Source organism: Streptomyces sp. NPDC028722 (assembly GCF_040637655.1).
Classification (GTDB): Bacteria; Actinomycetota; Actinomycetes; order Streptomycetales; family Streptomycetaceae; genus Streptomyces.
The window spans coordinates 49,714-73,138 of sequence record NZ_JBEZWU010000013.1 but is presented as its reverse complement, the minus strand read 5'-3'; the positions used below and the strand labels follow the sequence as shown (position 1 = coordinate 73,138).

21 protein-coding genes are annotated in these 23,425 nt (G+C 71.7%); 3 read left to right on the top strand and 18 right to left on the bottom strand.

All coding sequences use genetic code 11. The features are described from left to right. Nucleotides 1–49: 49 nt before the first annotated feature. From AB0F03_RS20960 to AB0F03_RS20910, 11 genes are all read right to left on the bottom strand, one after another. The gene (locus AB0F03_RS20960; RefSeq protein ID WP_361994225.1) at nt 50–553 is read right to left on the bottom strand and encodes an NUDIX hydrolase; all 504 of its coding nucleotides are present in this window, start codon (nt 551–553) and stop codon (nt 50–52) included. Between the two features lie 64 nt (nt 554–617). Continuing rightward, nucleotides 618–1,403 carry a signal peptidase I gene (gene lepB, locus AB0F03_RS20955; RefSeq protein WP_361993954.1) on the bottom strand — a complete coding sequence of 262 codons (786 nt, stop codon included), beginning with the start codon at nt 1,401–1,403 and terminating at the stop codon, nt 618–620. A gap of 57 nt (nt 1,404–1,460) precedes the next feature. Continuing rightward, nucleotides 1,461–2,375 carry a signal peptidase I gene (lepB, locus tag AB0F03_RS20950; protein WP_361993951.1) on the bottom strand — a complete coding sequence of 305 codons (915 nt, stop codon included), beginning with the start codon at nt 2,373–2,375 and terminating at the stop codon, nt 1,461–1,463. Continuing rightward, nucleotides 2,326–3,450: a signal peptidase I gene (gene lepB, locus AB0F03_RS20945; protein WP_361993948.1), complete on the bottom strand. Its 1,125-nt coding sequence runs from the start codon at nt 3,448–3,450 to the stop codon at nt 2,326–2,328. The genes lepB (AB0F03_RS20950) and lepB (AB0F03_RS20945) overlap by 50 nt, the downstream gene beginning before the upstream one ends. Further along, the gene (gene lepB / locus AB0F03_RS20940; RefSeq protein WP_361993945.1) at nt 3,443–4,138 is read right to left on the bottom strand and encodes a signal peptidase I; all 696 of its coding nucleotides are present in this window, start codon (nt 4,136–4,138) and stop codon (nt 3,443–3,445) included. The genes lepB (AB0F03_RS20945) and lepB (AB0F03_RS20940) overlap by 8 nt, the downstream gene beginning before the upstream one ends. A 45-nt stretch (nt 4,139–4,183) precedes the next feature. Next, nucleotides 4,184–4,534: a 50S ribosomal protein L19 gene (rplS, locus tag AB0F03_RS20935; protein WP_121786682.1), complete on the bottom strand. Its 351-nt coding sequence runs from the start codon at nt 4,532–4,534 to the stop codon at nt 4,184–4,186. 133 nt (nt 4,535–4,667) lie between these two features. Continuing rightward, nucleotides 4,668–5,501, bottom strand: coding sequence for a tRNA (guanosine(37)-N1)-methyltransferase TrmD (gene trmD, locus AB0F03_RS20930; RefSeq protein ID WP_361993942.1), 834 nt, complete (start codon nt 5,499–5,501; stop codon nt 4,668–4,670). Further along, on the bottom strand, nt 5,498–6,043 hold the full coding sequence (gene rimM, locus AB0F03_RS20925) for a ribosome maturation factor RimM (protein WP_361993939.1): 546 nt from the start codon (nt 6,041–6,043) through the stop codon (nt 5,498–5,500). The genes trmD and rimM overlap by 4 nt, the downstream gene beginning before the upstream one ends. Before the next feature lie 94 nt (nt 6,044–6,137). Continuing rightward, nucleotides 6,138–6,377 (bottom strand): RNA-binding protein, encoded by a 240-nt coding sequence (locus AB0F03_RS20920; protein WP_005479813.1) that lies wholly within the window; start codon nt 6,375–6,377, stop codon nt 6,138–6,140. Nucleotides 6,378–6,382: 5 nt separating this feature from the next. Further along, a complete protein-coding gene (rpsP, locus tag AB0F03_RS20915; RefSeq protein ID WP_121786685.1) occupies nt 6,383–6,805 on the bottom strand; it encodes a 30S ribosomal protein S16 in 423 nt (140 codons plus the stop codon). A 359-nt stretch (nt 6,806–7,164) separates the two neighbouring features. Next, complete coding sequence (locus AB0F03_RS20910) at nt 7,165–7,761, bottom strand: hypothetical protein (protein WP_361993936.1); 597 nt, start codon at nt 7,759–7,761, stop codon at nt 7,165–7,167. Between the two features lie 525 nt (nt 7,762–8,286). On the opposite strand from AB0F03_RS20910, the gene AB0F03_RS20905 reads away from it, so the two are divergent. Beyond that, nucleotides 8,287–9,168, top strand: a complete 882-nt coding sequence (locus AB0F03_RS20905; protein WP_361993933.1) for an SAM-dependent methyltransferase — start codon at nt 8,287–8,289, stop codon at nt 9,166–9,168. A 214-nt stretch (nt 9,169–9,382) separates the two neighbouring features. Here AB0F03_RS20905 and ffh read toward each other — a convergent pair whose 3' ends face one another. From ffh to AB0F03_RS20880, 5 genes are all read right to left on the bottom strand, one after another. After that, the gene (gene ffh / locus AB0F03_RS20900) at nt 9,383–10,936 is read right to left on the bottom strand and encodes a signal recognition particle protein (protein WP_361993930.1); all 1,554 of its coding nucleotides are present in this window, start codon (nt 10,934–10,936) and stop codon (nt 9,383–9,385) included. 84 nt (nt 10,937–11,020) lie between these two features. Beyond that, nucleotides 11,021–13,513: a [protein-PII] uridylyltransferase gene (locus tag AB0F03_RS20895; protein ID WP_361993927.1), complete on the bottom strand. Its 2,493-nt coding sequence runs from the start codon at nt 13,511–13,513 to the stop codon at nt 11,021–11,023. Between the two features lie 44 nt (nt 13,514–13,557). After that, nucleotides 13,558–13,896, bottom strand: coding sequence for a P-II family nitrogen regulator (locus AB0F03_RS20890; RefSeq protein ID WP_039656487.1), 339 nt, complete (start codon nt 13,894–13,896; stop codon nt 13,558–13,560). Beyond that, nucleotides 13,893–15,230: an ammonium transporter gene (locus AB0F03_RS20885; protein WP_361993924.1), complete on the bottom strand. Its 1,338-nt coding sequence runs from the start codon at nt 15,228–15,230 to the stop codon at nt 13,893–13,895. Before AB0F03_RS20885 ends, AB0F03_RS20890 begins: the two co-directional genes overlap by 4 nt. Nucleotides 15,231–15,558: 328 nt before the next feature. Then, a complete protein-coding gene (locus tag AB0F03_RS20880; protein WP_361993921.1) occupies nt 15,559–17,037 on the bottom strand; it encodes a hypothetical protein in 1,479 nt (492 codons plus the stop codon). A gap of 456 nt (nt 17,038–17,493) precedes the next feature. Here AB0F03_RS20880 and AB0F03_RS20875 point away from each other — a divergent pair, with 456 nt between their 5' ends. Beyond that, nucleotides 17,494–18,150, top strand: a complete 657-nt coding sequence (locus AB0F03_RS20875; protein WP_361993918.1) for a bifunctional DNA primase/polymerase — start codon at nt 17,494–17,496, stop codon at nt 18,148–18,150. A gap of 106 nt (nt 18,151–18,256) precedes the next feature. Here the strand turns inward: AB0F03_RS20875 and ftsY are convergent, their stop codons facing one another. Beyond that, nucleotides 18,257–19,462: a signal recognition particle-docking protein FtsY gene (gene ftsY / locus AB0F03_RS20870; RefSeq protein WP_361993915.1), complete on the bottom strand. Its 1,206-nt coding sequence runs from the start codon at nt 19,460–19,462 to the stop codon at nt 18,257–18,259. Between the two features lie 170 nt (nt 19,463–19,632). Here ftsY and AB0F03_RS20865 point away from each other — a divergent pair, with 170 nt between their 5' ends. Further along, nucleotides 19,633–21,087 carry a cytosine permease gene (locus AB0F03_RS20865; protein WP_361993912.1) on the top strand — a complete coding sequence of 485 codons (1,455 nt, stop codon included), beginning with the start codon at nt 19,633–19,635 and terminating at the stop codon, nt 21,085–21,087. A gap of 910 nt (nt 21,088–21,997) precedes the next feature. Here the strand turns inward: AB0F03_RS20865 and AB0F03_RS20860 are convergent. Further along, entirely contained in the window at nt 21,998–23,416 is a 1,419-nt protein-coding gene (locus AB0F03_RS20860) for a sugar porter family MFS transporter (RefSeq protein ID WP_361993909.1), read from the bottom strand. Between the last annotated feature and the right edge of the window lie 9 nt (nt 23,417–23,425).

Genomic DNA, 23,425 nt, shown 5'->3' with positions numbered 1-23,425 from the left:
TCCCCTTCAGCCGTGCGATCCACCCATTGTGCGCCAGTCCGGCATTCCCTCAGACGATTTCCGTGTCGAGGGTCACGGGCCTGGCCGGGGGACCTTCGACGAGCAGCGTGCGCAGCAGCTCGGCGAGTCTGGTCGGATACACCGTCTCATGTGCCCGGGTCAGTTCCCGGCACGTCCACCAGCGCGCTCCGGCGACAGTGCGCCGTTCCAGCTCCGTCAGCCCCGTCGCCGCGATGTCCGTCCGGGCGGTACGGGCCAGGTAGTACCACTCGTCCTGGTCCCAGCGGCGGCCCGCGAACGGGAACGAGCAGCGGCGCCGCCAGAGCACGGGGCCGAGGTCGACGTCGGTGATGCCGGTCTCCTCGGCGAGTTCCCGCAGCGCGGCCTCCTCGCGGGTCTCGGCGCCCTCCAGACCGCCGCCGGGCGTGAACCACCAGTCGTCGGCCGGGTCGTCCGGCTCGTGGCCGTGCAGCAGCAGGATGCGGTCCCGCGGGTCGAGCAGCACCACCCGGGCCACCTTGCGCAGGCCACGCTCGTCCTCGGAGGGTCCCAGGCCCCCGTACGGCTGCTCGCCGTCGTGGTCGCCGTCGTGGGGGTCCCCGGCCGGTCGTGCGGTCTCAGCCGGCACCGGTCGTCCCCGGGTGGGCGGTGCGGGCGCGGGAGCGGCCGAACAGGCCCGCTATCGGGCCGTAGGCGCCGCCGCCGAGGATCAGGACGGCGCCGGCGGCGATCAGCAGCTCGATCGTGCGCAGCGGGCCGGGCCGGGAGAGGGCGCCGAGCGGTTCGAAGCCGGTGGGGCGCGCGAGCATGCCCCTCCAGGGCCAGACGACGGCGTCCACGCGGGCCGAGACGGCGTCACGGGAGACGGTGCCCCGGGCCGTGTCCGTGAGGTGGGCGGTGGAGTCCAGGGAGCCCTGGCGCTCGTCGCCGAGGAGGAACAGCCGGCCCTTCGGCACGGTCACCTCGGGAACGTCCTTGTTCTCGGCCAGGCTGCCCTTGGGCAGGTAGGGCTCGTCGATCTGCTTGCCGTTGACCGTCAGCTTGCCGTCGGTGCAGCAGGAGACGGTGTCGCCGCCGACGGCGACCACGCGCTTGACCACCTTCGCGTTGTCGACCCAGCTCTTGTCCTCGAAGACGACCACGTCACCGCGCCGCACCTCGTCCCCGTCGACGCGCTGGGCCATGACCCGGTCACCGGCGTCGATGGTGGGGGTCATGGAGCTGGTGGGCACGGTGTACGGCCGGTAGACCACCGCGCCCCACGCGAAGCCGCCGAGGAACAGCACCACGCCCAGCGCCACGGCCAGCCCGGACAACCGCTGCCCGACCCGGCCACCGCCGGCCCGTGCCGTACCGGTGCCGCCGCGCTGCGGGGCCGTACGCGTCATGCTCTCGCCACCCATGGACCCGCACCCTACCCGGCGGTACCGAGCGGGGGGAGTCCCTGTTTTCCGGCGGGGTCAGCCTTGTCCGGAGGTGGCCTTCGGCGCGGCCCCGGTCTCCGGCCGGTTCGCACGCCGGCGCCGCCACACGGCCACCGGCAGGACCGCGGCGACGGCCGCGCCCTGCGGGGCCACCGTCAGGGACGCGGCGGCGGAGGACTGCCGGTCCAGGCCGGGCTGGTCGAAGGTGTCCGGGACCGGCAGGGTGCCCCAGCGGTTGATCGGCCACGCCTTGACGATGGCGCGGCCGACGGCCTTGTCGACGGGGACCATGCCGTGGTTCTTGTCCGACTGGTTGTAACGCGAGTCACGGGAGTTCTGGCGGTGGTCGCCCATCACCCAGATGTAGCCCTTGGGGACCTTCACCTTGAACTGGCCGCCCAGGTCGTCCACGGTGCACGGGGTGTTGCCCGGGTAGACGTACGGCTCGTTCAGCGCCTTGCCGTTGACCTTCAGCGGGCCGCTGCCCTTGCACTCGACCGTGTCGCCGCCGACCCCGATCACGCGCTTGATGAGGTCCTTCTCCTCCGCCGACGGCATCAGGCCGACCCAGCTGAGGACCTTCTGCACCGGGTTCGGGTTCGGTGTCGGCTCGCCCGCCAGCCAGTCGTCCGGGTCGTGGAAGACGACGACCTCGCCGCGCTCGGGCTCGGAACCGAACCACGGGGTGAGCTTGTCGACGAGGACGCGGTCACCCTGCTGGAGGGTGTTCTGCATCGAGTCCGACGGGATCGAGAACGCCTGCACCAGGAACGTCTTGATCAGTAGCGCCAGGACCAGCGCGATACCGATCAGGAGCGGGAGTTCCTTCCAGAACGAGCGCGGCTTCACCGGCCGGCGGCCGGAACCGTCCGTGCCCGCGTCCCCGGCGTCGCCGCGCTGCTCAGCGTCCGGTGCGCCCTCGCCGGTCGCCGCCTCGTTCCCGGAGGTCATGGCGCCGTCCCGGCCGGACGCGTCCGGTTCCCCGGGACGCCCGCGGTTCTCCTCGCCGTCGTGTCCCGACCGTGCGCCAACCGCCACATCCCCCACGCCAACTCCTCACTCTCTGCCGCCGCCTGCCCCGCATACGCCGCAGGCCCACCACTCCCATAACGAGCGGGAGTTCCGCAGGGGTCGGGAGCCGGGTCGTTCCGTTCGGATTCTCCTGGGCAACCCTATGCGACGGCCGGTGAGCCGCGGTCGTCCCCGACACGGAGTCGGTGACACTTGCAAAGGTTTTAGGTTCCTCCAGGCGCGTCCAGTGGCCGAGCGGCCAGCCGATGACCATGGCCCGGCCGACCACCGAGTTCTCGGAGACCGTGCCGCCGTAGGGCGTGTTCTGGTGGAAGCGGGAGTCCGCGGAATTACCTCGGTGGTCGCCCATCACCCACAGCCGGCCCTTGGGGACGGTGATGTCGAAGGGCGTGGCGGAGGGCGCGTCCCCCGGGTACACGTAGTCGCCCTCGGTGAGCGGTACGCCGTTGACGGTGACGCGGCCCTGTGCGTCGCAGCACTTGACGTGGTCGCCGCCGACCCCGATGACCCGTTTGATCAGGTCCTTCTCGTTGTCGGAGGGCAGCAGGCCGATGAACGTCAGGCCTTCCTTGAGCTGCTTGACGACGACGGGGTCGTTCTTCTTGGCGGTCTGCTCGTCCTGGAGCCAGCCGCCCGGGTCGTGGAAGACGACGACGTCGCCGCGCTCGGGCCTGGAGCCGAACCACGGGGTGAACTTGTCGACCAGGACCCGGTCGCCGATCCGGATGGTCTCCTCCATGGATCCGGAGGGGATCACGAACGCCTGGACGAGGAACGTCTTCAGGACGAGCGCTATGAGGACGGCGACGCCGACCAGCAGGGGGATCTCCCGGACGGCGGAACGCCTGCGCTTGCGCTTGACCTTGCGCTGGAGTTTCCGCCGCTCCGCGCGCGTGCGGCCGCCTCCGGACGTGGAGGTGCGGCGGGCGCCGGTGGGCAGCAGGTCGTCGGCGGGCGTGCCGGGCGGGCCGCGCCGTTTGCCGCGGTTACCCATGGGCGCCTGCCGCGGCGGACACGCGCGCGTAGGCGGACGGCCGGGTCAGATGCGTCCAGTGGCGGTAGGGCCACACGATCCAGTCCGCGCGGCCGATGACGTCGCCCACGGGGATCATGCCGCCGCCGGGTGAGCCGAGATGGTCGCGGGAGTCGCTGGAGTCGCCGCGGTGGTCGCCGAGGACGAACAGGCGCCCGGCGGGCACGGCGACGTCGAAGGGCACGCCGGAGGGGGCGTCCCCCGGATAGAGGATCGCCGTCTCGTCGACCGGCCGGCCGTTCACCTCGAGCCTTCCCTTCTGGTCGCAGCAGACCACGTGGTCCCCGCCCACCCCGACCACGCGTTTGACGTAGTCGGCGTTCCCGAAATATCCGGTCCCGTCGAAGACGATCACGTCGCCGCGGCGCGGCTGGGCACCGAAACGGTACGCCAACTTGTTTACGAGAATGCGGTCCCCGATCCTCAACCCCTGCTCCATGGATCCGCTCGGGATCTGGAACGGCTGCATCACGAAGGCGTTGAGGAGCAGCAGGAACGCCAGGCAGGCGAAGAGGCCGAGGGTGATCCGGCCGCCCGGGACCCAGTCGGCGATACGTGCCGCCAACGCGAAACGCGACCGGCCCTCCCTACCCGGGGACTCCGGGCGGGAGGGGCGGTCGCGTTCCGTCGGCTGAGCTTCGGTGTCCATCGGGGCCAGATGCTATCCGGCCCCGCTGTGACGCCGGGGGCGCACTCAGTTGTCGCGCTTCTCCTTGATCTTCGCGGCCTTGCCGCGCAGCTCACGGAGGTAGTACAGCTTGGCGCGGCGCACGTCACCACGGGTGACCAGCTCGATCTTCTCGACGATCGGGGTGTGCACCGGGAAGGTGCGCTCGACGCCGACGGAGAACGAGACCTTGCGGACCGTGAAGGTCTCGCGGACGCCGGAGCCCTGGCGACGGATCACCACGCCCTTGAACTGCTGCACACGGGAGCGGTTGCCCTCGATGACGCGGACGTGCACGTTGACGGTGTCACCCGGGCGGAAGGCCGGGATGTCGGTGCGCAGCGACGCGCCGTCGACGGTGTCGAGCAGGTGAGACATTTCGTCTGCTTTCTTCGTCGATGCCACAGGTCATCAACGGGAGATAGGTGTACAAGAGGTCTGTCGTACGGTCGGGCGGGCGTCGTGTCCCCCTGTGGCAGGGGCGCGCGCCGGACGGACGCACAACATCGGCCTATTCTTCCATGCCGCTCGCCCGGCGCCAAAATCGGCCGTACGGGTCACCCTCCGGGTCCGGTTCCCAGCCGAGGACGGAGAGCATCTCGCGGTCCTTCTTGTCGAAGGCCCCGGGGGCGCAGCGCTCGATCAGGTCCGGCCGGTTGGCCGTCGTACGCCGCAGGGCCTCGTCGCGGCGCCAGCGGGCGATCCTGCCGTGGTGGCCGCTGAGCAGCACCTCGGGGATGTCCCGGCCGCGCCAGACGGGCGGCTTGGTGTAGACGGGGCCTTCGAGGAGGCTCGCCATCGCGCCGGGCGCGAAGGAGTCGTCGCGGTGGGACTCGGCGTTGCCGAGGACGCCGGGCAGCAGCCGGGCCACGGCCTCCGTGATGACGAGGACGGCCGCCTCGCCGCCGGCGAGGACGTAGTCGCCGATGGAGATCTCGTGGACCGGCATGCGGGTCGCGTACTCGTCGATGACCCGCCGGTCGATGCCCTCGTATCGGGCCGGGGTGAAGACCAGCCAGGGCCGTTCGGACAGCTCTACGGCCAGTTCCTGGGTGAAGGGCCGGCCGCTGGGGGTGGGCACGATGAGCGCGGGAGACCGGGCGCCCTTGTCGTAGCCGTCGGCGAGGACCGTGTCCAGGGCGTCGCCCCAGGGGTCGGTCTTCATGACCATGCCGGGGCCGCCGCCGTACGGGGTGTCGTCGACGGTGTTGTGCCGGTCGTACGTCCACGCGCGCAGGTCGTGCACGTGGACGTCGAGCTGTCCGCGCGCGCGTGCCTTGCCGACGAGGGAGACGTTCAGCGGGTCCAGGTACTCGGGGAAGATCGTGACGACGTCGAGCCTCATGCCTCTTCGTCCCTGGCGGAGGCGATCTCGGCGCGGTCGTCGATCAGGCCCGGCGGAGGCGCGATGACCGCCTTCTGCTCCTCCAGGTCGATCTCGGTGACGATCTCCTCCACGAAGGGGATCATCACCTCGCTGCCGTCCGGGCGTTCCACGATGAACAGGTCCTGGGAGGGCAGGTGCGAGACCTCGGTGATCCGGCCGACCTCGGTGCCGTCCTCGGTGACCACGTCGAGATCGATCAGCTGATGGTCGTAGTACTCGTCCTCGCCCTCGGGGAGTTCCTCGGGGTCGATCTCGGCGATCAGCAGGGTGTTGCGCAGGGCCTCCGCGGCGCTGCGGTCGGTGACGCCCTCGAAACGCAGGAGCAGACGGCCGCTGTGGACCCGCCCGGTGGCGATGGTGAGCGGCCCGGTGGAGGCCGGGTCGGTGGCCAGGACGGCGCCCGGGGCGAGCCGCAGTTCGGGCTCGTCGGTACGTACCTCGACGGTGACCTCGCCCTTGATGCCGTGGGCGCGGCCGATCCGTGCGACTACCAGCTGCACGTGTCCAATTCTCCTGTCATCTTCTGCCTCACACGACTGCGGGCCGGGGACGGCCCAGTGGCCATCCCCGGCCCGAGCCGGTGTCGATGAAGCGTCAGCGGACGTGGTCCACGTCGACGAGGTCGACGCGGACACCGCGACCGCCGATGGCGCCCACGACGGTGCGCAGGGCGCGCGCGGTACGGCCGTTGCGGCCGATGACCTTGCCGAGGTCGTCCGGGTGGACCCGGACCTCGAGCACACGACCGCGGCGCAGGTCACGCGAGGCGACCTGCACATCGTCAGGGTTGTCGACGATGCCCTTCACGAGGTGCTCAAGCGCCTCTTCGAGCATGCTGGTCAGGCCTCGGTCGACTCGGAGGACTCGGCAGCGGCCTCGTCCTTCTTCTCAGCCTTCTTCTTCTGGGTGATGGCCTCACCCTTGCCCTCGTCGTCTCCGCCGAGAGCCTCGAACGTCGGACGAGCGGCCTTCGGCTCGGCGACGAGGAGCGGCGCGGGAGCCGGCTCGCCCTTGAACTTCTGCCAGTCGCCGGTCTTCTTCAGGATGGCGAGGACGGGCTCGGTCGGCTGAGCGCCGACACCGAGCCAGTACGCCACGCGGTCGGCGTCCACCTCGATGATCGACGGGTGGTAGGTCGGGTGGTACTTGCCGATCTCCTCGATGGCCCGGCCGTCACGGCGGGTACGGGAGTCGGCGACGACGATGCGGTAGTGAGGCGAACGGATCTTGCCCAGACGCTTCAGCTTGATCTTGACTGCCACGGGAGTGGGTTCTCCTGGATTTGACGTGAGTTGGGCACGGCAGGACGCCGCGTGGGGTTGCGGTACCCGAGTGCCCGACGGACGCGTCAGCCGGAGGAGAGAGGGGTCCTGTGCGGCTGTCGAGTACAGCTAGCCATTGTGCCATACCCGGCGGGTCGCCTTCCGCCGAGGGTGCGTGAGCTGGGGCCGGGCAGCGCGGTGCGGCACCCGGCGTGGACGTGACCGTGCGGGTGGTGTCCGCGCCCGCCCGTGCGGGACGGAGTCCCCCCGGCCGGAAGGAGCCGGGGGGAGGCACGACCGTCGGCGGGGTGCGACGCCCTCGTCCGGCACCCACGAGATGCCGGTGACGTGGTTCGTGACTACGCCGCCCCCACGACCTCCGGGATCCGGAACGGCTTGCCGCAGCCGCCGCAGACGATGGGGGCCTGGGCCAGGACCGAGGGGACGACCCGGACGTTGCGGCCGCAGTCGCACACCGCCTTGACCCGGACGCCGCCGCCGGAGGATCCGTGCCGGGCGGCCGGGCCGCGGAAGGTCCGGGAGGTGTCGGCCGAGGTGGCCGCCGTGTGGGCCTTCAGCGCGCGCTGGAGCCGCTCGATGGTCGGGCGGTAACGGCGCTTCGCCTCAGGGTTGAGTGTGACCAGCGAGAAACCGCTGCTCGGGTGCGGCTCCTCGGGGTGGTCCAGGCCCAGCTCCTCGGCGATCGCGAGGAAACGACGGTTGTGATAGCGGCCGGCCCGGGAGGTGTCGCGGACCCCCCGGGCGGCGGCGATGCCGTGGACTGCCTCATGGAGCAGTCGTTCGAAGGAGAGTGCGTGTCCGCACGCGGACGACGACTCTCCGATCAGGGACTCCGGCGCGGCGAGATCCGGCAGCTCGGGGTGGTACCGCTGAATGTCGGCCCACGCCTGCGCCAGCTCCGCGGCGAGAACAGGTGGTGTCTGTGTCGTGCTCACGTAATGACAACGAGCGGGGGTGCCGCTGTGTTCCGATTCCGGGGCATCCCAAATAATTTGCACGTACCCGTCAGTTGCCGCTGATGCGTGGAGACGAGGGCGGGTGCGCTGATCTGCGGAGAAGCCTCGCAGCTCCTACCAAGCTGGTGCGTAGTCCGCGCTACGCCCGGGCCCGTACGCCCTGGCACAACGATGAGCGGCGGATCCGCAAGAGGTGTTTCGGCCGCTTCCGGCGCTCGGTCTCACCTCGGTCAGCGTCCACGGCGCTCGTGACGTTACTCCGAGCCGCCCGGTACCCCGGCACCGGCCCGTCCCTGCGGAACGGACACCGTACGGCCGGCCGGATTGCCGGGACGTGAATTCTCGCCACACCGGTGTCGCGGCATCAAGCCGGGGTCCTCGACCCCTGGACGGCACCGCGAGGCGGGAGTTACCTGGCATACGTGGGAAGGGCGCGCGCACGGCACACGGGGGCCATGCGACCGGGCGCGGCGGCGAACTGTCGGCGGATTGGGGCGCTTACCTATGACACCTACGCTCGTGCGGCAGCACGTGTCTCACGCGGTCTCCGCACCGCGCGTGGACCGGAGCGCACGCGCGCGTGACTGGTCCGAGATCCAGGAGCGGATGCTCGTACCCCTGTACGAAACCGTGTACGACCGACTCGACGTGGGTCCCGGCACCCGGCTGCTGGGCCTGCGCTGCGGGGCCGGACTGGCCCTGCTGATGGCGGCCTCGCGAGGGGCCGCGGTCACGGGCGCCGACTCCGCGTCCCCCGAACGGCTCGCCCTGGCACGCGAACGTCTGCTGCCGGCCCTCCCGCCCGGCAGACGGGGCGGCCCGCCCGGCACGCGCGCGCGTACGGCCGCGCGCCTCCTCGACGGCCCGCCCTGGTGCGCGGCCGGCGCCGAGACGGCCGGGTACACCGTGGTCACCGTCCTGGAGCCGGTCGGCGGCCTCGCGGGCGATCCCGAGGGGCTCGGCGACCTCCTCGCCGCGGCGGTGCCGCTGGCCGGGCGCGGGGCCGCCGTGGTGCTGGCCGGCTGGGGACCGCCGGAGCGCTGCGCCACCGCCTCGGTGCTGCGGGTGGCCGCGGAACCGGCCGGGCCGCCGCGCGGCGCGGGCCGCTGGCGGCCGGCCCGGCGGGACGACCTGGAGGAGGCCGCGCAGCGGGCCGGCCTCCGGCCGGACGGCTCGGGCCGGGTCGCCTGCCCGTTCGGGTACGCCGACCTCGACAGCGCCGTCCGCGGGCTGCTCTCCACCGGACTGTTCGACGCGGCGATCGCGGCGACCGACGCCAGGCAGGTGGACAAGGAACTGACGGAGGCCCTGCATCCGCACCGCCGCCCGGATGGCACGGTGTGGATGCCGAACGTCTTCCGCTACCTCGTCGCCCGCGTGCCCTGACCGGGGCCGTCCTCGGTGGGACGGGCGCTGCCCGCGACCCGGTGGGCGTCCGTCCCGGTGCGTCGGGGCCGGTCCGGCGGCTCGCGCGGCGGCGCGGGGTGGGTCGTAGCGGGGCGGTACGGCACCGGCCCGTCACCGGCATGCGCCGGGGGCGCCCCCGATACGGAAGGGGCGCCCCCGGCGACGTAGGGACCCGGTCGGTCCATGGGCGCGGTCAGCCCATGAACTTCTTGAACTCGTCCGGCAGCTCGAAGTCCTGGGGGACCTGCTGGCCCGGCAGCCCGAGCGCGCCCCCGTTCTGCGCGGCGGCCTCGCGGCGCTGGGCCGCCTCCAGCTCCTGCTGCTTGCGCTTCATCGGGTTGCCGGAGCGCTGCTTGCCCTTGGTCTTCTTCTGCTGCTTCTTCTGCCGGCCGGGGCCGCCGCCCATGCCCGGGATCCCCGGCATGCCCGGCATACCGCCGCCCTGGGCCATGCGGGACATCATCTTGCGGGCCTCGAAGAACCGCTCGACCAGGTTCTTCACCGCGCTGACCTCGACACCCGAACCCTTGGCGATACGGGCGCGGCGGGAGCCGTTGATGATCGTCGGCTCCTGGCGCTCGGCCGGGGTCATCGACTTGATGATCGCGGCGGTGCGGTCGACGTCCCGCTCGTCCAGGTTGTTGATCTGGTCCTTGATCTGGCCCATGCCGGGGAGCATGCCGAGCAGCTTGCTGATGCTGCCCATCTTCCTGACCTGTTCCATCTGGGACAGGAAGTCGTCCAGGGTGAAGTCCTGGCCCTTCCTGGACGCCAGCTTCGAGGCCATCTTCTGGGCCTCTTCCTGGCTGAACGTCTTCTCCGCCTGCTCGATCAGGGTGAGCAGGTCACCCATGTCGAGGATGCGGGAGGCCATCCGGTCCGGGTGGAACGCGTCGAACTCGTCCAGCTTCTCGCCGTTGGACGCGAACATGATCGGCTTGCCGGTGATCTGCCGGATCGACAGGGCCGCGCCACCACGGGCGTCGCCGTCGAGCTTGGAGAGGACCACACCGTCGAAGCCGACGCCGTCGCGGAAGGCCTCGGCGGTGTTGACGGCGTCCTGACCGATCATGGCGTCGACCACGAACAGGATCTCGTCCGGGGACACCGCGTCCCGGATGTCCGCGGCCTGCTGCATCATGTCGGCGTCGATGCCGAGGCGGCCAGCGGTGTCGACGATCACGATGTCGTGGACCTTGGACTTCGCGAACTCGATGGAGTCCTTGGCGACCTTCACCGGGTCACCGACGCCGTTGCCCGGCTCGGGGGCGTACACCGCGACGCCGGCGCGCTCGGCGACGACGCTCAGCTGGTTGACGGCGTTGGGACGCTGGAGGTCGCAGGCGACCAGCAGCGGGGAGTGGCCCTGCTCCTTCAGCCAGCGGCCGAGCTTGCCCGCGAGGGTGGTCTTACCGGCGCCCTGGAGACCGGCCAGCATGATCACGGTGGGCGGCTGCTTGGCGAAGCGCAGGCGGCGGGTCTCACCGCCCAGGATGGTGACCAGTTCCTCGTTGACGATCTTGAGGACCTGCTGGGCGGGGTTCAGCGCCCGGGAGACGTCGGCACCGAGCGCGCGCTCCTTGAGGTTCTTGATGAACGACCGCACGACGGGCAGCGCCACGTCCGCTTCGAGAAGCGCGATACGGATCTCACGTGCCGTGGCGTCGATGTCCGCCTCGGAGAGCCGTCCCTTGCCGCGCAGGTTCTTGAAAGTCGCTGACAGGCGATCGGAGAGAGTGTCGAACACGGCGCTCGCGGTCCTCGGGGTCGGTGACGGTCTTCTGGGAATCGCCCTCCAGGGTATCCCGGCGCCGGGTGCACCGGGGCAGGGTCACCCGCGCAGCGTCTCCTCCAGGGCCCCGGCCGTCGACGTGGCGTCCTCGCCGGGCAGCGGCGCGCCCGTGCCCGTGGTGACGTAGAACGCGTCCACCGCGTTGGAGCCCAGCGTGCTCACGTGCATGCTCCGCACCCGTACGCCCGCCTTCTCCAGGGCCATGCCGATGCGGTACAGCAGGCCCGGCGCGTCCTGGGCGCGGACCTCGATCACGGTGGCGTGGTGGGAGGCGGCCGGGGCCACGGTCACGCGGGGCGGCGGCGCGGTCCAGCCGCGGCGGCGGGGATAGGCCGCGTCGCGTTCGGCGAGGCGGCCGGCGATGTCCAGGGTGCCGTCCAGGGCGCGGACCAGGTCGGCGCGCAGGCGTGCCGCCTGCGGCAGGGAGCCGTACTCGGCGGCGACCCGCCAGTTCAGCAGGAGGACCGAGCCGGCGTCGTCCACGTCCGCGGGCAGGCGCAGGGCCCGCAGTTCCGCGGTGCGGACGGTCAGGCGGTGGACGGCGAGGACACCGGCGACCGCGGGCAGCACGCCGGGCTGGTCGGGTACGGCGATGATCAGCTCGACGCCCAGGGGTTCCGGGTCGCCGGAGGGTTCCTCGTCCGGGACGGGTTCGGTCTGGGCGCGCAGGGCGAGGACCGGGCCGCCGGTGCGGAAGGCCTCGATGCCGAGGCGTTCCTGTTCGGCGGTGGGCGCGGCCGGCTCGGGCTCGTCGGGGGCGTCCCCGGCGAGGACGGCACGGACCCGGCGGACCAGGTCGGCGACCAGGGAGGCCCGCCAGGAGGACCAGGCGGCCGGGCCGGTGGCGAGGGCGTCCGCCTCGGTGAGGGCGTGCAGCAGCTCCAGGATGCTCGGGGTGCCGACCGCCTCGGCGACCGAGCGGACCGTGGCCGGATCGTCCAGGTCGCGGCGGGTGGCCGTCTCCACCAGCAGCAGGTGGTGCCGCACGAGTGTGGACAGTGCCGCCACGTCCGCGCGGTCGAAGCCGATCCGCGCGGCGACGTCCCTGGCGATGATCTCACCGGCCACCGAGTGGTCACCGGGCCAGCCCTTGCCGATGTCGTGCAGCAGCGCGGCGACGAGAAGCAGGTCGGGGCGGCTGACGCGGCGGGCGAGTTCGGAGGCGCGGACGGCGGTCTCGATCAGGTGCCGGTCGACGGTCCACACGTGCACGGCGTTGCGCTGGGGGCGGCAGCGGACCCGTTCCCAGTCGGGGAGCAGGCGGGTGATCAGGCCGTCGGCCTCCAGTGCCTCCCAGACGTCGACCGTCGGGCGGCCGGAGCCGAGCAGGGTGACCAGCTGTTCGCGGGCCTCGGCGGGCCAGGGCGCGGGCAGGGGGCGCGCGGTGGCGGCCATGCGCCGTACGGCGTGCGGGGAGAGCGGGAGGCCGGCCTGCGCGGCGGCGGCCGCGGCGCGCAGCGGGAGCACGGGGTCGCGTTCGGGGCGTGCGGCGCGGGCGAGCACCACCTCGCCGTCCTGCTCGACGACGCCCTCGGCGAGCGGGGAACGCTCGGTGACGGGCTTGTCGCCGTCGCCCGCCACCGCCCTGCGCAGGAAGTCGCCCCGGTCCTTCGCCAGTTTCCGCAGGCGCGGCCGGACGGCGCGGGCGCGCAGCACGCGCCCCACTTCGCGCCAGGTGACGTCGCTGGCGTACGCGATCACGCGGGCCGCCTCGTAGACCTGCCGCAGCAGGGCGTCGGCGTCTAGCAGCCCCAGTGCGGCGGCCACCTGGTCCTGCTCCTGGAGGGCGAGCCGGTCGGTGGCGCGGCCGGTGGACAGGTGGAGGGCGTCACGGACGTCGAGGAGGCGGCGGCGGGCGTCGGCCAGGCCCTCGCGCGGCGCGTCGGCCAGCCAGGACGCGGCGACGGCGCGCAGGGCGGTGGCGTCGCGGAGGCCGCCGCGGGCCTCCTTGAGGTCGGGTTCCAGCAGGAAGCGCAGTTCGCCCTGCCGTTCGGCGCGCTCGGCGCACAGTTCCCGGAGTTCGGGCAGGCGCTTGGGGGCCTGGTTGCGCCACTCGGTGAGGACGGCGGTGCGCAGACCGGTGGTGAGGCCGTGGTCGCCGGCGAGGTGGCGGGCGTCCAGGAGGCCGAGGTGGACCTTCAGGTCCTCGCCGGCCGTCCGGCGGGCCTCGGCCGGGGTGCGCACCGAGTGGTCCAGGGCGATGCCGAGGTCCCACACCGGGTACCAGAGCCGGTCGGCGAGGGCGGCGACCGCGCCGGGGTCCGAGCCGTCGTGCAGCAGCACGAGGTCGAGGTCGCTGCGCGGGGAGAGTTCCCCGCGGCCATAGCCGCCGACGGCGACGAGCGAGACGCCGCCGAGGCCGCCGACCGCCGCGCCGAACAGTCCGGCGAGCCAGTCGTCGGTCAGTTCCGCGAGGGCGCCACGGCGCGGCGGCCCGGGCCGCGCCCCCTCACCGAGGAGGCGCAGCCGGGCCGCCGCGTAGCCGCTGGGTCCCGAGTCTTCCGCTTCGTCGCGCCCGTCCGTACCCGTCACCCGGCGACTCCGTTCTTCCGTCTTTGTGTCGAAGCGCGTCCGTGTCAGAGCGCGTCCGGCCCGCGCTCGCCCGTGCGGACCCGTACCGCCGTCTCGACCGGCAGCGACCACACCTTGCCGTCGCCGATCTTGCCGGTACGGGCGGCCTTGACCACGACCTCGATCAGCTGCTCGGCGTCGTCGTCCTCGGCGAGGACCTCGATGCGGATCTTGGGGACGAGGTCGACGGTGTACTCGGCACCGCGGTAGACCTCGGTGTGGCCCCGCTGCCGACCGTAGCCGCTGGCCTCGGTGACCGTCAGTCCGTGGACGCCGAATGCCTGAAGGGCTTCCTTGATCTCGTCGAGCCGGTGGGGCTTGACGACGGCCGTGATGAGCTTCATGCGTCCACCTTCCTGGTCTGCGTGGCGCCCGGGGCGTGGGCGGTGGTCCCGGTGACCCCGCCGCCGGCGCCGCTGAAGTCGTATGCGGTCTCGGCGTGCTCCGCCTGGTCGATGCCGGAGACCTCCTCGTCCTCGGTGACCCGCATGCCGAGGGTCCGGTCGAGGAGGAAGGCGAGGACGGCGGAGACGATCAGGGAGTAGGCGAGGACCGCGAAGACACCGGCGCACTGCTTCCACAGCTGGGTGAAGGTGTGGTCGCCGTAGAGGACGCCCGTGGCGGCGGACTGGCCCTTGCCGGTGGCGAAGAAGCCGATGAGCAGCGAGCCGATGATGCCGCCGACCATGTGGACGCCGACGACGTCGAGGGAGTCGTCGAAGCCGAACCGGAACTTCAGGCCGACGGCCGCGGCGCAGGCCACACCGGCTATGGCACCGACGGCGATCGCGCCGAGCGGGGAGACCGCGCCGCCGGAGGGCGTGATGGCGACCAGGCCGGCGACCGCGCCGGAGGCGGCGCCGAGCGTGGTGAAGGCGCCGTGGCGGATCTTCTCGTAGGCGAGCCAGGCCAGCATGGCGGCGGCGGTGGCGACCTGCGTGTTGACGAACATCAGCGCGCCGACGCCGTCGTCGTTGCCGAGCCAGGAGCCAGCGTTGAAGCCGAACCAGCCGAACCAGAGGAGACCGGCGCCGAGCATGACCAGCGGAAGGCTGTGCGGGCGCATAGGGTCCCGCTTGAAGCCGACGCGCCTGCCGATGACGAGGATGACACCGAGGGCCGCCGCACCGGCGTTGATGTGGACCGCCGTACCGCCCGCGAAGTCGATCACGCCCAGCTTGTAGGCCCAGCCGTCGGCGCCCCAGACCCAGTGGGCGACCGGCACATAGACGATCGTGACCCACAGGGTGATGAAGAGCGCCCAGGCGGAGAACTTGACGCGGTCGGCGAGGGCGCCGCTGATCAGGGCCGGTGTGATGATCGCGAACATCAGCTGGAAGACCATGAAGACGTAGACCGGGATGGTGTAGCCGTCCCAGAGTTCCGTCAGCCCGATGTTGCTGAGCCCGAACCAGTCGGTGTTCCAGCCGATCAGCTTGCTGCCCGTGCCGAAGGCGAGGGAGAAGCCGTAGAGCACCCAGAGAATGGTGACGATCCCGAGGCTGATGAAGCTCATCATCAGCATGTTCAGGGTGCTCTTGACGCGGACCATGCCTCCGTAGAAGAAGGCCAGGCCCGGCGTCATGAGCATCACCAGGGCGGAACAGATGAGCATGAAGCCGGTGTTGGCGGACGACAGTCTGGGTGCGTCCGCCGCAAGCATGATGGCTGGTGCCATCGGCGTCTCCTCGTCGGTTGGTACGGCCCCGTGCGGGCGGTGCCTGGCGGTCCGGTCGGTTGAGGGGTGGCCGGTTATGCGCCCTGAGACTGGCGCAGCGCGGTTTCGGTGGAGGCCCCTCGTTGTTTCGCCCGGGTGACGAAGACGCCGTGCGTGTTACGCGTCGGTGAAGCGTGAGATGTCCGGCTGCGGGATCGTTATCGTGGCGCAACCTTCTGAGGGAGGACAAAACCGGCCGCGGTCGGCCTCTCGATGACCTGGCATGGGGGAGCCGAGTCGGGTAGTTCGGGAGGACCGGCCGCGGCCGGGGCATGTGTTTCTCTGCGGGTCAGACCGCCTCGGCGTTCTCGGGGAGGTCGACGGCGAGCTTGTCGGCGAGGTCGATCACGGTGCCGAGGTCGCCGTAGTCGCGTACGGCCGTGTCGACCGTCTTTCGGATACGAGTGTTCACACGCTCGGAGCGGACCTTCTTGGCGATGTCCATGGCCTGAGCGGCATAGGCCGTGCTCTCCTCGGGCTCGCGCTGGAGCAGGTGCACGGTGGCCACGCCGATGAGGTTGAGCGCGTAGGACCGCTGGTGCTCGGAGTCCCCGGCGAACAGCTCCACCGCCCGCCGCATGAGCGGCTCGGCGAGGGAGGCGTAGGTGGGACTGCGGCCGGCGACGTAGGCGAGGTCGCGGTAGGAGTGGGAGTTCTCGCCGTACAGCTCGGCCTCGGAGAAGAAGCGGATCCAGTCGGGGTCCGGCTCGTCCCACTCGGCGGCCTCGGCGAAGGTGTCCTCGGCCATGCGGACCGCGCGCTTGGTCCGGCCGGGCTGGCCCATGTTCGCGTAGGCGCGGGCCTCCATCGCATACAGCATGGACTGGGTGCGCGGGCTCGCGCAGTCGCGGCTGCCGTACTGGGCGAGGTGGATCAGCTCCAGGGCGTCCTCGGGCCGGCCGAGATGGATCATCTGGCGGCTCATGCTGGAGAGGATGTACGAGCCGAGCGGCTTGTCCCCGGCCTCCTTGGCGGCGTGCAGGGCGAGGACGAAGTACTTCTGCGCGGTGGGCTGGAGGCCGACGTCGTACGACATCCAGCCGGCCAGTTCGGCCAGTTCGGCGGCGACCTGGAATAACTTGCGGGTGGTGGCCTCGGGCTGGGGTTCCTGGAGCAGGTCGGTGACCTCGTGCAGCTGGCCGACGACCGCTTTGCGGCGCAGGCCGCCGCCGCACTGGGCGTCCCACTGGCGGAACATGCGCGTGGTGGACTCCAGCAGGTCCAGCTCGGGCTGGGAGAGCCGGCCCGGCCGGCGGGAGTCGAGGGCGGACCGCGGTTCGGACGGGCCGGTGACGCCCGGGACCGGCACGAGCCAGCGCTGCATGGGCTCGATGAGTGAGGGCCCCGCGGACAGCGCGAGGGAGGTGCCGAGGAAGCCCCGCCGGGCGAGCATCAGATCGCTGCGGGAGAACTCGCTGAGCAGGGCGACCGCCTGCGGGCCCGTCCACGGCAGGTCGACACCGGAGGCGGCGGGTGACTGGCGGGCGGCGCGCAGGCCGAGGTCCTCGATGGAGACCACGCAGCCGAAGCGCTCGGAGAACAGCTCCGAGAGGATGCGCGGGATCGGTTCGCGCGGGTTCTCCCCGTCCAGCCAGCGCCGCACGCGCGAGGTGTCGGTGGAGATGTGGTTGGCGCCCAACTGGCGGGCCCGGCGGTTCACTTGGCGGGCCAGCTCGCCCTTGGACCAACCGCTGCGCACGAACCACGAGCCGAGCAGCTCATTGGGGTGCTTGTCAGCGTTCGTCCCGCTACCGCCGTTGCCGCCCACTGGAACGCCCCCATCCCTGAGACCACTTGTCGCCGAGTGCGCCAAGCCCTATCAGAATGCCGGTGAGGACGGTCTGCCGTCCGCCGCTTCTCACCCTTCGAACGAGCTGACGCCTTGCCTCCGGCATACCCACGGGTACATGCGCCCCCAGGACTCGCACACTGACAGTAATCCCCCGATCACGATCCCAGCCACGGGAATCCCGGAAACGCCACCATTCGCCACCCCTTCGTATGAACTCCCGGCCGGCTGCACACGATTGACTTGACACAGGACGAACGGGAGCGGGCGAAGTGGTGCACATGGGGGCGCGTGTCCCGCGACGTGCCACTCGGTGTGCTTCCGAGCGCCGCTTTGTCCCCGGAGCGTCAGACTCAGGTGAGCCGTAACGTTACGTTCCGCTTCCGTCTCGTTCCGTGGCGTAACCACCGGCGCGCAGCACCCGTTGGAGGGGGCATGGGCTTCACGATCGGCGGCATCCGTGAGATCCGTTCCGGCACGCGCCGGCGCAGCCGGTCCGCCGAGTGCACCGCCGTCGCCGAGTTCACCGGGCTGTGGGGCTGGGACGTGGTGCCGGGGGCGCGGGCCGCGGCGGGCGCCTGTTCGTGCGGACGGCCCGACTGCCCGGCGCCGGGCGCGCACCCCCTGGACTTCGCGCCGCCCGTGCCTGCCGGGGCCACGCTGGACGAGGTCGGCAAGGCCTGGGCCGAGTTCCCGGGCGCCTCGGTGATGCTGCCGGTGGGCCGCGCGTTCGATGTCCTGGAGGTCTCCGAGGCGGCCGGCCGCCGGGCCCTGGTCCGCCTGGAGCGCATGGGCCTCCCGCTCGGTCCGGTCACCGCCGGCCCGGACGGCCGCGCCCACTTCTTCGTGGCACCCGGCTGTGCCGCGGACCTCCCCCGGCTGCTGTACCGCATGGGCTGGGACGACCCCGGCGCGCTGGACCTGCGCGGGCTCGGACCGGGGACGTACCTCACCGCGCCGCCGTCCGACCGGGGCGGACTGGGCCCGGTGCGATGGCTGCGCCCGCCCGCGCTGGACGCGGCGACACGCCCCCCGGCGGCCCGGCTGCTGCTGGGCGCGCTGGCCTATGTGGCGCACCGCTCCCGGCACTGACCGGCGGGCGCACATGGCGAAGCGCCCGTCCCCGACTGCACCTCGGGGGCGGGCGCTTCTCGTCCCTTGCGCGGCGCGGGACGCCTCCCCCGCCGCGGTTGCTCCCCTACTCGCCGATGAGCGCGTCCACGAACGCCTCCGGCTCGAACGGCGCGAGGTCGTCCGCGCCCTCGCCCAGCCCGATCAGCTTCACGGGCACGCCCAGCTCGCGCTGGACCGCGACGACGATGCCGCCCTTGGCCGTGCCGTCCAGCTTGGTCAGCACGATGCCGGTGATGTTGACGACCTCGGCGAACACGCGGGCCTGCACCAGGCCGTTCTGGCCGGTGGTGGCGTCCAGGACGAGCAGCACCTCGTCCAGCGGCGCGTGCTTCTCCACCACACGCTTGACCTTGCCCAGCTCGTCCATGAGGCCGGTCTTGGTGTGCAGGCGGCCGGCGGTGTCGATGAGGACGACGTCGACCCCCATCTCCTTGCCTTCCTTGACCGCGTCGAAGGCCACGGAGGCGGGGTCGCCGGCCTCGGGGCCGCGCACGGTGTGGGCGCCGACGCGCTCGCCCCAGGTCTGGAGCTGGTCGGCGGCGGCGGCCCGGAAGGTGTCGGCGGCACCCAGGACGACGGTGCGGCCGTCGGCGACCAGCACCCGGGCGAGCTTGCCGGTGGTGGTGGTCTTGCCGGTGCCGTTGACACCGACGACCATCACGATGCCCGGCCTGCGGCCCTCGGGTTCGGTCCTGACCGCGCGGTCGACGTCGGTGCCGACCAGGTGGAGCAGTTCCTCGCGCAGCAGGGCGCGCAGCTCCACGGGGGTGCGGGTGCCGAGCACCCGCACCCGTTCGCGCAGCCGCTCGACCAGTTCCTGGGTGGGCTGCACGCCGACGTCGGCGGTGAGCAGCGTGTCCTCGATTTCCTCCCAGGTGTCCTCGTCGAGGTGCTCACGGGAGAGCAGCGTGAGCAGGCCCTTGCCGAGGGCGTTCTGCGAGCGGGACAGGCGGGCGCGCAGCCGGATCAGCCGGCCTGCGGTGGGCTCCGGGATCTCGATCCCGACAGGAGCCTCGACTACGGGGGGTTCCTCGACGGCGACCGGCGCGGGGCCGCCCGGGAGATCCACCTCCTCGATCGTCCGGCGCGGTTCGTCGCGCGGCGTCTCGGCCTCGTCGCCGACGTGCGGCTCGGCCGGTGGCGCGGTGATGTCGGGCGTCCTCGGGGGCGGCGGGGGCAGCGGCTTGTGGCGCCGGCTGCCCACGATCAGCCCGCCGAGCGCGCCGAGCACGACCACGGCGATGACTACAGCAAGGATGACGGTTTCCATAACCCGACCAGTATCGGCCATGGGCATCCCGGGAACCTCGTTTGTGGCTTCCTCTCAGAGACAAACGCCACTTAACGCAAGGACTCGGAGCAAAGTACGATGGTGACACCGCTGTCCACGCGCGTAGAGTCCCCTCGTCCCCCTGTCCCCCCATGTCTGGCACCTCTTTCATGAGCAAAACCGTCGAGACCGAAGGCGCTCTCGAGACCCGCGGCATCGAGCAGGTCCCCGACCACGAGCGCACGGCGAGGACCCGCGAGCTGTTCCCCACCTGGGTCGGCGCGAACATCAGCGTGCTGCTGCTGACGATGGGCGCCAGCCTGGTCGTGGCCTACCACCTGAACATCTGGCAGGCGCTGGTCGTCGCCGTGGCCGCGCCGGTCGTGTCGTACGGCCTCGTCGGGCTGATCGGCATCGCGGGCAAGCGGGGCGGCGCGCCCGGCATGGCGCTGTCGCGCGCGGTCTTCGGACAGCGCGGCAACCTGCTGCCCGGTTCGCTGATCTGGGTCGCGCGCTGGGGCTGGGAGACGATCAACGCGGTGACCGGCGCCTACGCGATGCTCACCATCCTGGACATCCTGTTCGGCATCAGGGCCAACAGCGTCCTCGACATGGTGATGCTGCTGGCGTTCGTCGTCGCGACCTTCGTGATCTCCGGGCTCGGCATCAACGCCGTGCAGAAGTGCAACAAGTACGCGACGTACCTCTTCGGTGTCTTCTCCGTGCTGGTCCTGGGCTACCTGGTGGCGAACACCGACTGGACGAAGGTCATGCACCACGGTGCCGGCTCCACGGCCTCGGTGATCACCGGCGTCGGCATGATCGCGGCCGGTGGCGTCAGCTGGATCCCGTCCGCACCGGACTTCACCCGCTATCTGCCGCGTACGGCGTCCTCGAAGGCGATCGTGGGGACGGCGGTGGGCGGCGCCGGTGTCGTCGTCCTGCCCATGGTCCTGATGGGCGCGGTCATGGCGGTGTCCACGCCGGACCTGGCCTCGGCCACCGACCCGGTGTCGTTCCTCGGCGAGATCCTGCCGACGTGGATCGCGGTGCCGTACCTGGTCATCGCGCTGATCGGCATGCTGCTGATCAACTCGATGTCGATGTACTCGGCGGGCTTCACCGCGCAGACCCTCGGCTTCAAGGTGCCGCGCCACTGGGCCGTCTCGGTCAACGCGGTGATCTCGCTGATCTTCGGCGGCGTGCTGATGCTGGTGGCGACGAGCTTCATGGGCTCCTTCATCGCCTTCCTGTCGCTGCTCGCGGTCGCCTTCTCCGCCTGGGTCGGCGTCTTCGGCGCGGACATGCTGCGCCGCACGGAGTACGACGGCCGGGCCATGGCCGACACCACGCGCACCAGCGCCTACTGGTACCGGGGCGGCTTCTCCCCCGCGGCCGTGGCCGCGTGGGCGATCGGCCTGCTGTCGGGGCTGATGTTCACCACGTCCGACTGGTTCACCGGCCCGCTGGCCAAGAACAACGTGATCGGCGAGTACGGCCTCGGCTGGGTGGCGACCGTCGTGATCTCCGGTGTGCTGTACCTGGTGCTGCCGAAGCCCGCGGTCGCGCGCCCGGCGACCGTCACGCCCGCGCCGGAGTCCGAACCCGAGCCCCTGACCGTCTGACCCACACCGGCCACCGTCCCCCTCCCCGAGCCACTCGGGGAGGGGGACTTCGCGTGCCCGCGGCGGTGGCACGTCCCGATCCCGGGCTACCGTTCCTGCCGGGCGCCCGGACCGACGCCGGCGACCGGCGACCCGCGCCTGCGCACCCGGTGACTTCCGTGGCCGCCCGGGAGAAGGCTGCGTACCGCCGCGCCGCATCCGGGCGACCGGCGCCCGCGGCTCCGGCCCCGGACCCTTGGCTGCTGCACCGCCGAGTACGGCGGCACTGGGGGCCGCCGGTGGGAGACGGGGGGCGGCGGGGTCCACCACTGTTCACGAAGCGGGTGCTGACCCGGCTCGGTCACCGACGCCGGCGACCGGATGTCCGCGCCTCCGCACCCGATGAGGGGGGCGCGGCGACCGCGTGTCCCACCGGCAGGCCCGCGACCGCGACTACGGCGGCTTCGGCTGGCCCGGCTCCGGCCCACGGGCTGCCGTTTCTGCCGGGCGCCCGACCCGACCCCGCTGGGGGGGCGGAAGGTGGCGGGTCCGCCGCTCTTCGCGGAGCGGGTGGTGTTCCTGGCTCGGTCACCGACGCCGGCGACCGGAAGTCCGCGTCTCCGCACCCGGTGACGCCCGGGCCGCCGGGGCCGCCGGTGACGCCCGGGCCGCCGGGGCGAAGGCTGCGTAGCGCCGCGCCGCATCCTGGAGGCCGGCGCCCGCGGCTCCGGCTCGCCCGGCTCCGGCGGCTTCGGTTCCCACGCGCTTCGGCTCCTGCCGCTCCGGCGGCTTCGGCGGCCGTGAGGCCGGACAGCGCACCGCCGCCCCCGGTCCGGGCAGTGGCCGGGCCGGGGGCGGCGGACGGTACGAGGAGAGGGGCAGCGGGGACTTGGCCCTTCTCCCCGAGTTCGGGGAGGCCTCGCTACGAGGCTCAGCCCATCTCCTCCAGGGTCTTGCCCTTCGTCTCCTTGACGAACTTGAGGACAAACGGGATGGAGAGGGCGGCGAAGACCGTGTAGATCACGTACGTGCCGGAGAGGTTCCAGTCGGCCAGGGACGGGAAGCTCGCGGTGATGGCCCAGTTGGCGATCCACTGCGCGGCGGCGGCCACGCCGAGGGCGGCGGCGCGGATCCGGTTCGGGAACATCTCACCGAGGAAGACCCAGACCACCACGCCCCAGGAGAGGGCGAAGAAGAGGACGAACACGTGGGCGGCGATCAGGGCGACCCAGCCCTGGGTGGCGGGCAGCTTGCCGCCGACGAGGTCGTAGGAGAACGCCCAGGCCTCCAGCGCGAGACCCACGACCATGCCGACCGACCCGATGAGGGCGAGCGGCTTGCGGCCGACGCGGTCGACGAAGATCATCGCGATCACGGTGCCGACGATGTTGATGATCGACGTCGTGAACGAGTAGAGGAACGAGTCCGTCGGGTCGACGCCGACCGACTGCCACAGCGTCGAGGAGTAGTAGAACGCGACGTTGATGCCGACGAACTGCTGGAAGACCGACAGGCCGATACCGATCCAGACGATCGGCTTGAAGAAGAAACCGCCGCCGAGCAGGTCCTTGAACGTGGACTTGTGCTCGCTCTTCATCGCGTGCTCGATCTCGGCGACGCGGGCGTTCAGGTCGATGCCCTTGCCCTCGACCTCGGCGAGGATCTCGCGGGCACGCTCACGCTTGCCGACGGAGAGCAGGAAGCGGGGCGACTCGGGGATCGCGAAGGACAGCAGGCCGTACAGGACGGCCGGGACGACCATCACACCGAGCATGACCTGCCAGGCTTCCAGGCCCATCAGCTTGCCGCGCTGGTTGCCGCCGGCGGCGTTGAGCAGGCCCCAGTTGACCAGCTGGGAGATGGCGATGCCGATGACGATCGCGGCCTGCTGGAAGGAGCCGAGCCGGCCGCGGTAGGCGGGCGGGGCGACCTCGGCGATGTAGGCGGGGCCGATGACGGAGGCCATGCCGATGGCGAAGCCGCCGATGACGCGCCAGAAGGCGAGGTCCCACAGCGCGAAGGGCAGCGCGGAGCCGACGGCGCTGATGGTGAACAGGACGGCGGCGATCTGCATGCACCGGATGCGGCCGATCCGGTCGGCTATGCGGCCGGCGGTGGCGGCGCCGATGGCGCAGCCGATCAGGGCGATCGCGATGACCTGGGCGAGGGCCGCCGAGCCGACGTCGTAGCGGCTGCGGATGGCCTCGACGGCACCGTTGATGACGGAGCTGTCGTAACCGAACAGGAAACCGCCCATGGCGGCGGCCGCCGCGATGAAGATGACGTGCCCGAGATGATCGGGGTGAGCCGTCCTGGCTCCTGACTGAGGTGCCTGCGCTGTGCTGGTCACGGAAAACTC

What these genes read in the sequence shown, in the direction of transcription:
- lepB (WP_361993954.1), bottom strand. Translation starts at nt 1,403, where the DNA reads ATGGGTGGCGAGAGCATGACGCGTACGGCCCCGCAGCGCGGCGGCACC.
- lepB (WP_361993951.1), bottom strand. Translation starts at nt 2,375, where the DNA reads ATGACCTCCGGGAACGAGGCGGCGACCGGCGAGGGCGCACCGGACGCT.
- lepB (WP_361993948.1), bottom strand. Translation starts at nt 3,450, where the DNA reads ATGGGTAACCGCGGCAAACGGCGCGGCCCGCCCGGCACGCCCGCCGAC.
- lepB (WP_361993945.1), bottom strand. Translation starts at nt 4,138, where the DNA reads ATGGACACCGAAGCTCAGCCGACGGAACGCGACCGCCCCTCCCGCCCG.
- rplS (WP_121786682.1), bottom strand. Translation starts at nt 4,534, where the DNA reads ATGTCTCACCTGCTCGACACCGTCGACGGCGCGTCGCTGCGCACCGAC.
- trmD (WP_361993942.1), bottom strand. Translation starts at nt 5,501, where the DNA reads ATGAGGCTCGACGTCGTCACGATCTTCCCCGAGTACCTGGACCCGCTG.
- AB0F03_RS20920 (WP_005479813.1), bottom strand. Translation starts at nt 6,377, where the DNA reads ATGCTCGAAGAGGCGCTTGAGCACCTCGTGAAGGGCATCGTCGACAAC.
- AB0F03_RS20905 (WP_361993933.1), top strand. Translation starts at nt 8,287, where the DNA reads ATGACACCTACGCTCGTGCGGCAGCACGTGTCTCACGCGGTCTCCGCA.
- AB0F03_RS20890 (WP_039656487.1), bottom strand. Translation starts at nt 13,896, where the DNA reads ATGAAGCTCATCACGGCCGTCGTCAAGCCCCACCGGCTCGACGAGATC.
- AB0F03_RS20885 (WP_361993924.1), bottom strand. Translation starts at nt 15,230, where the DNA reads ATGGCACCAGCCATCATGCTTGCGGCGGACGCACCCAGACTGTCGTCC.
- AB0F03_RS20875 (WP_361993918.1), top strand. Translation starts at nt 17,494, where the DNA reads ATGGGCTTCACGATCGGCGGCATCCGTGAGATCCGTTCCGGCACGCGC.
- ftsY (WP_361993915.1), bottom strand. Translation starts at nt 19,462, where the DNA reads ATGGAAACCGTCATCCTTGCTGTAGTCATCGCCGTGGTCGTGCTCGGC.
- AB0F03_RS20865 (WP_361993912.1), top strand. Translation starts at nt 19,633, where the DNA reads ATGAGCAAAACCGTCGAGACCGAAGGCGCTCTCGAGACCCGCGGCATC.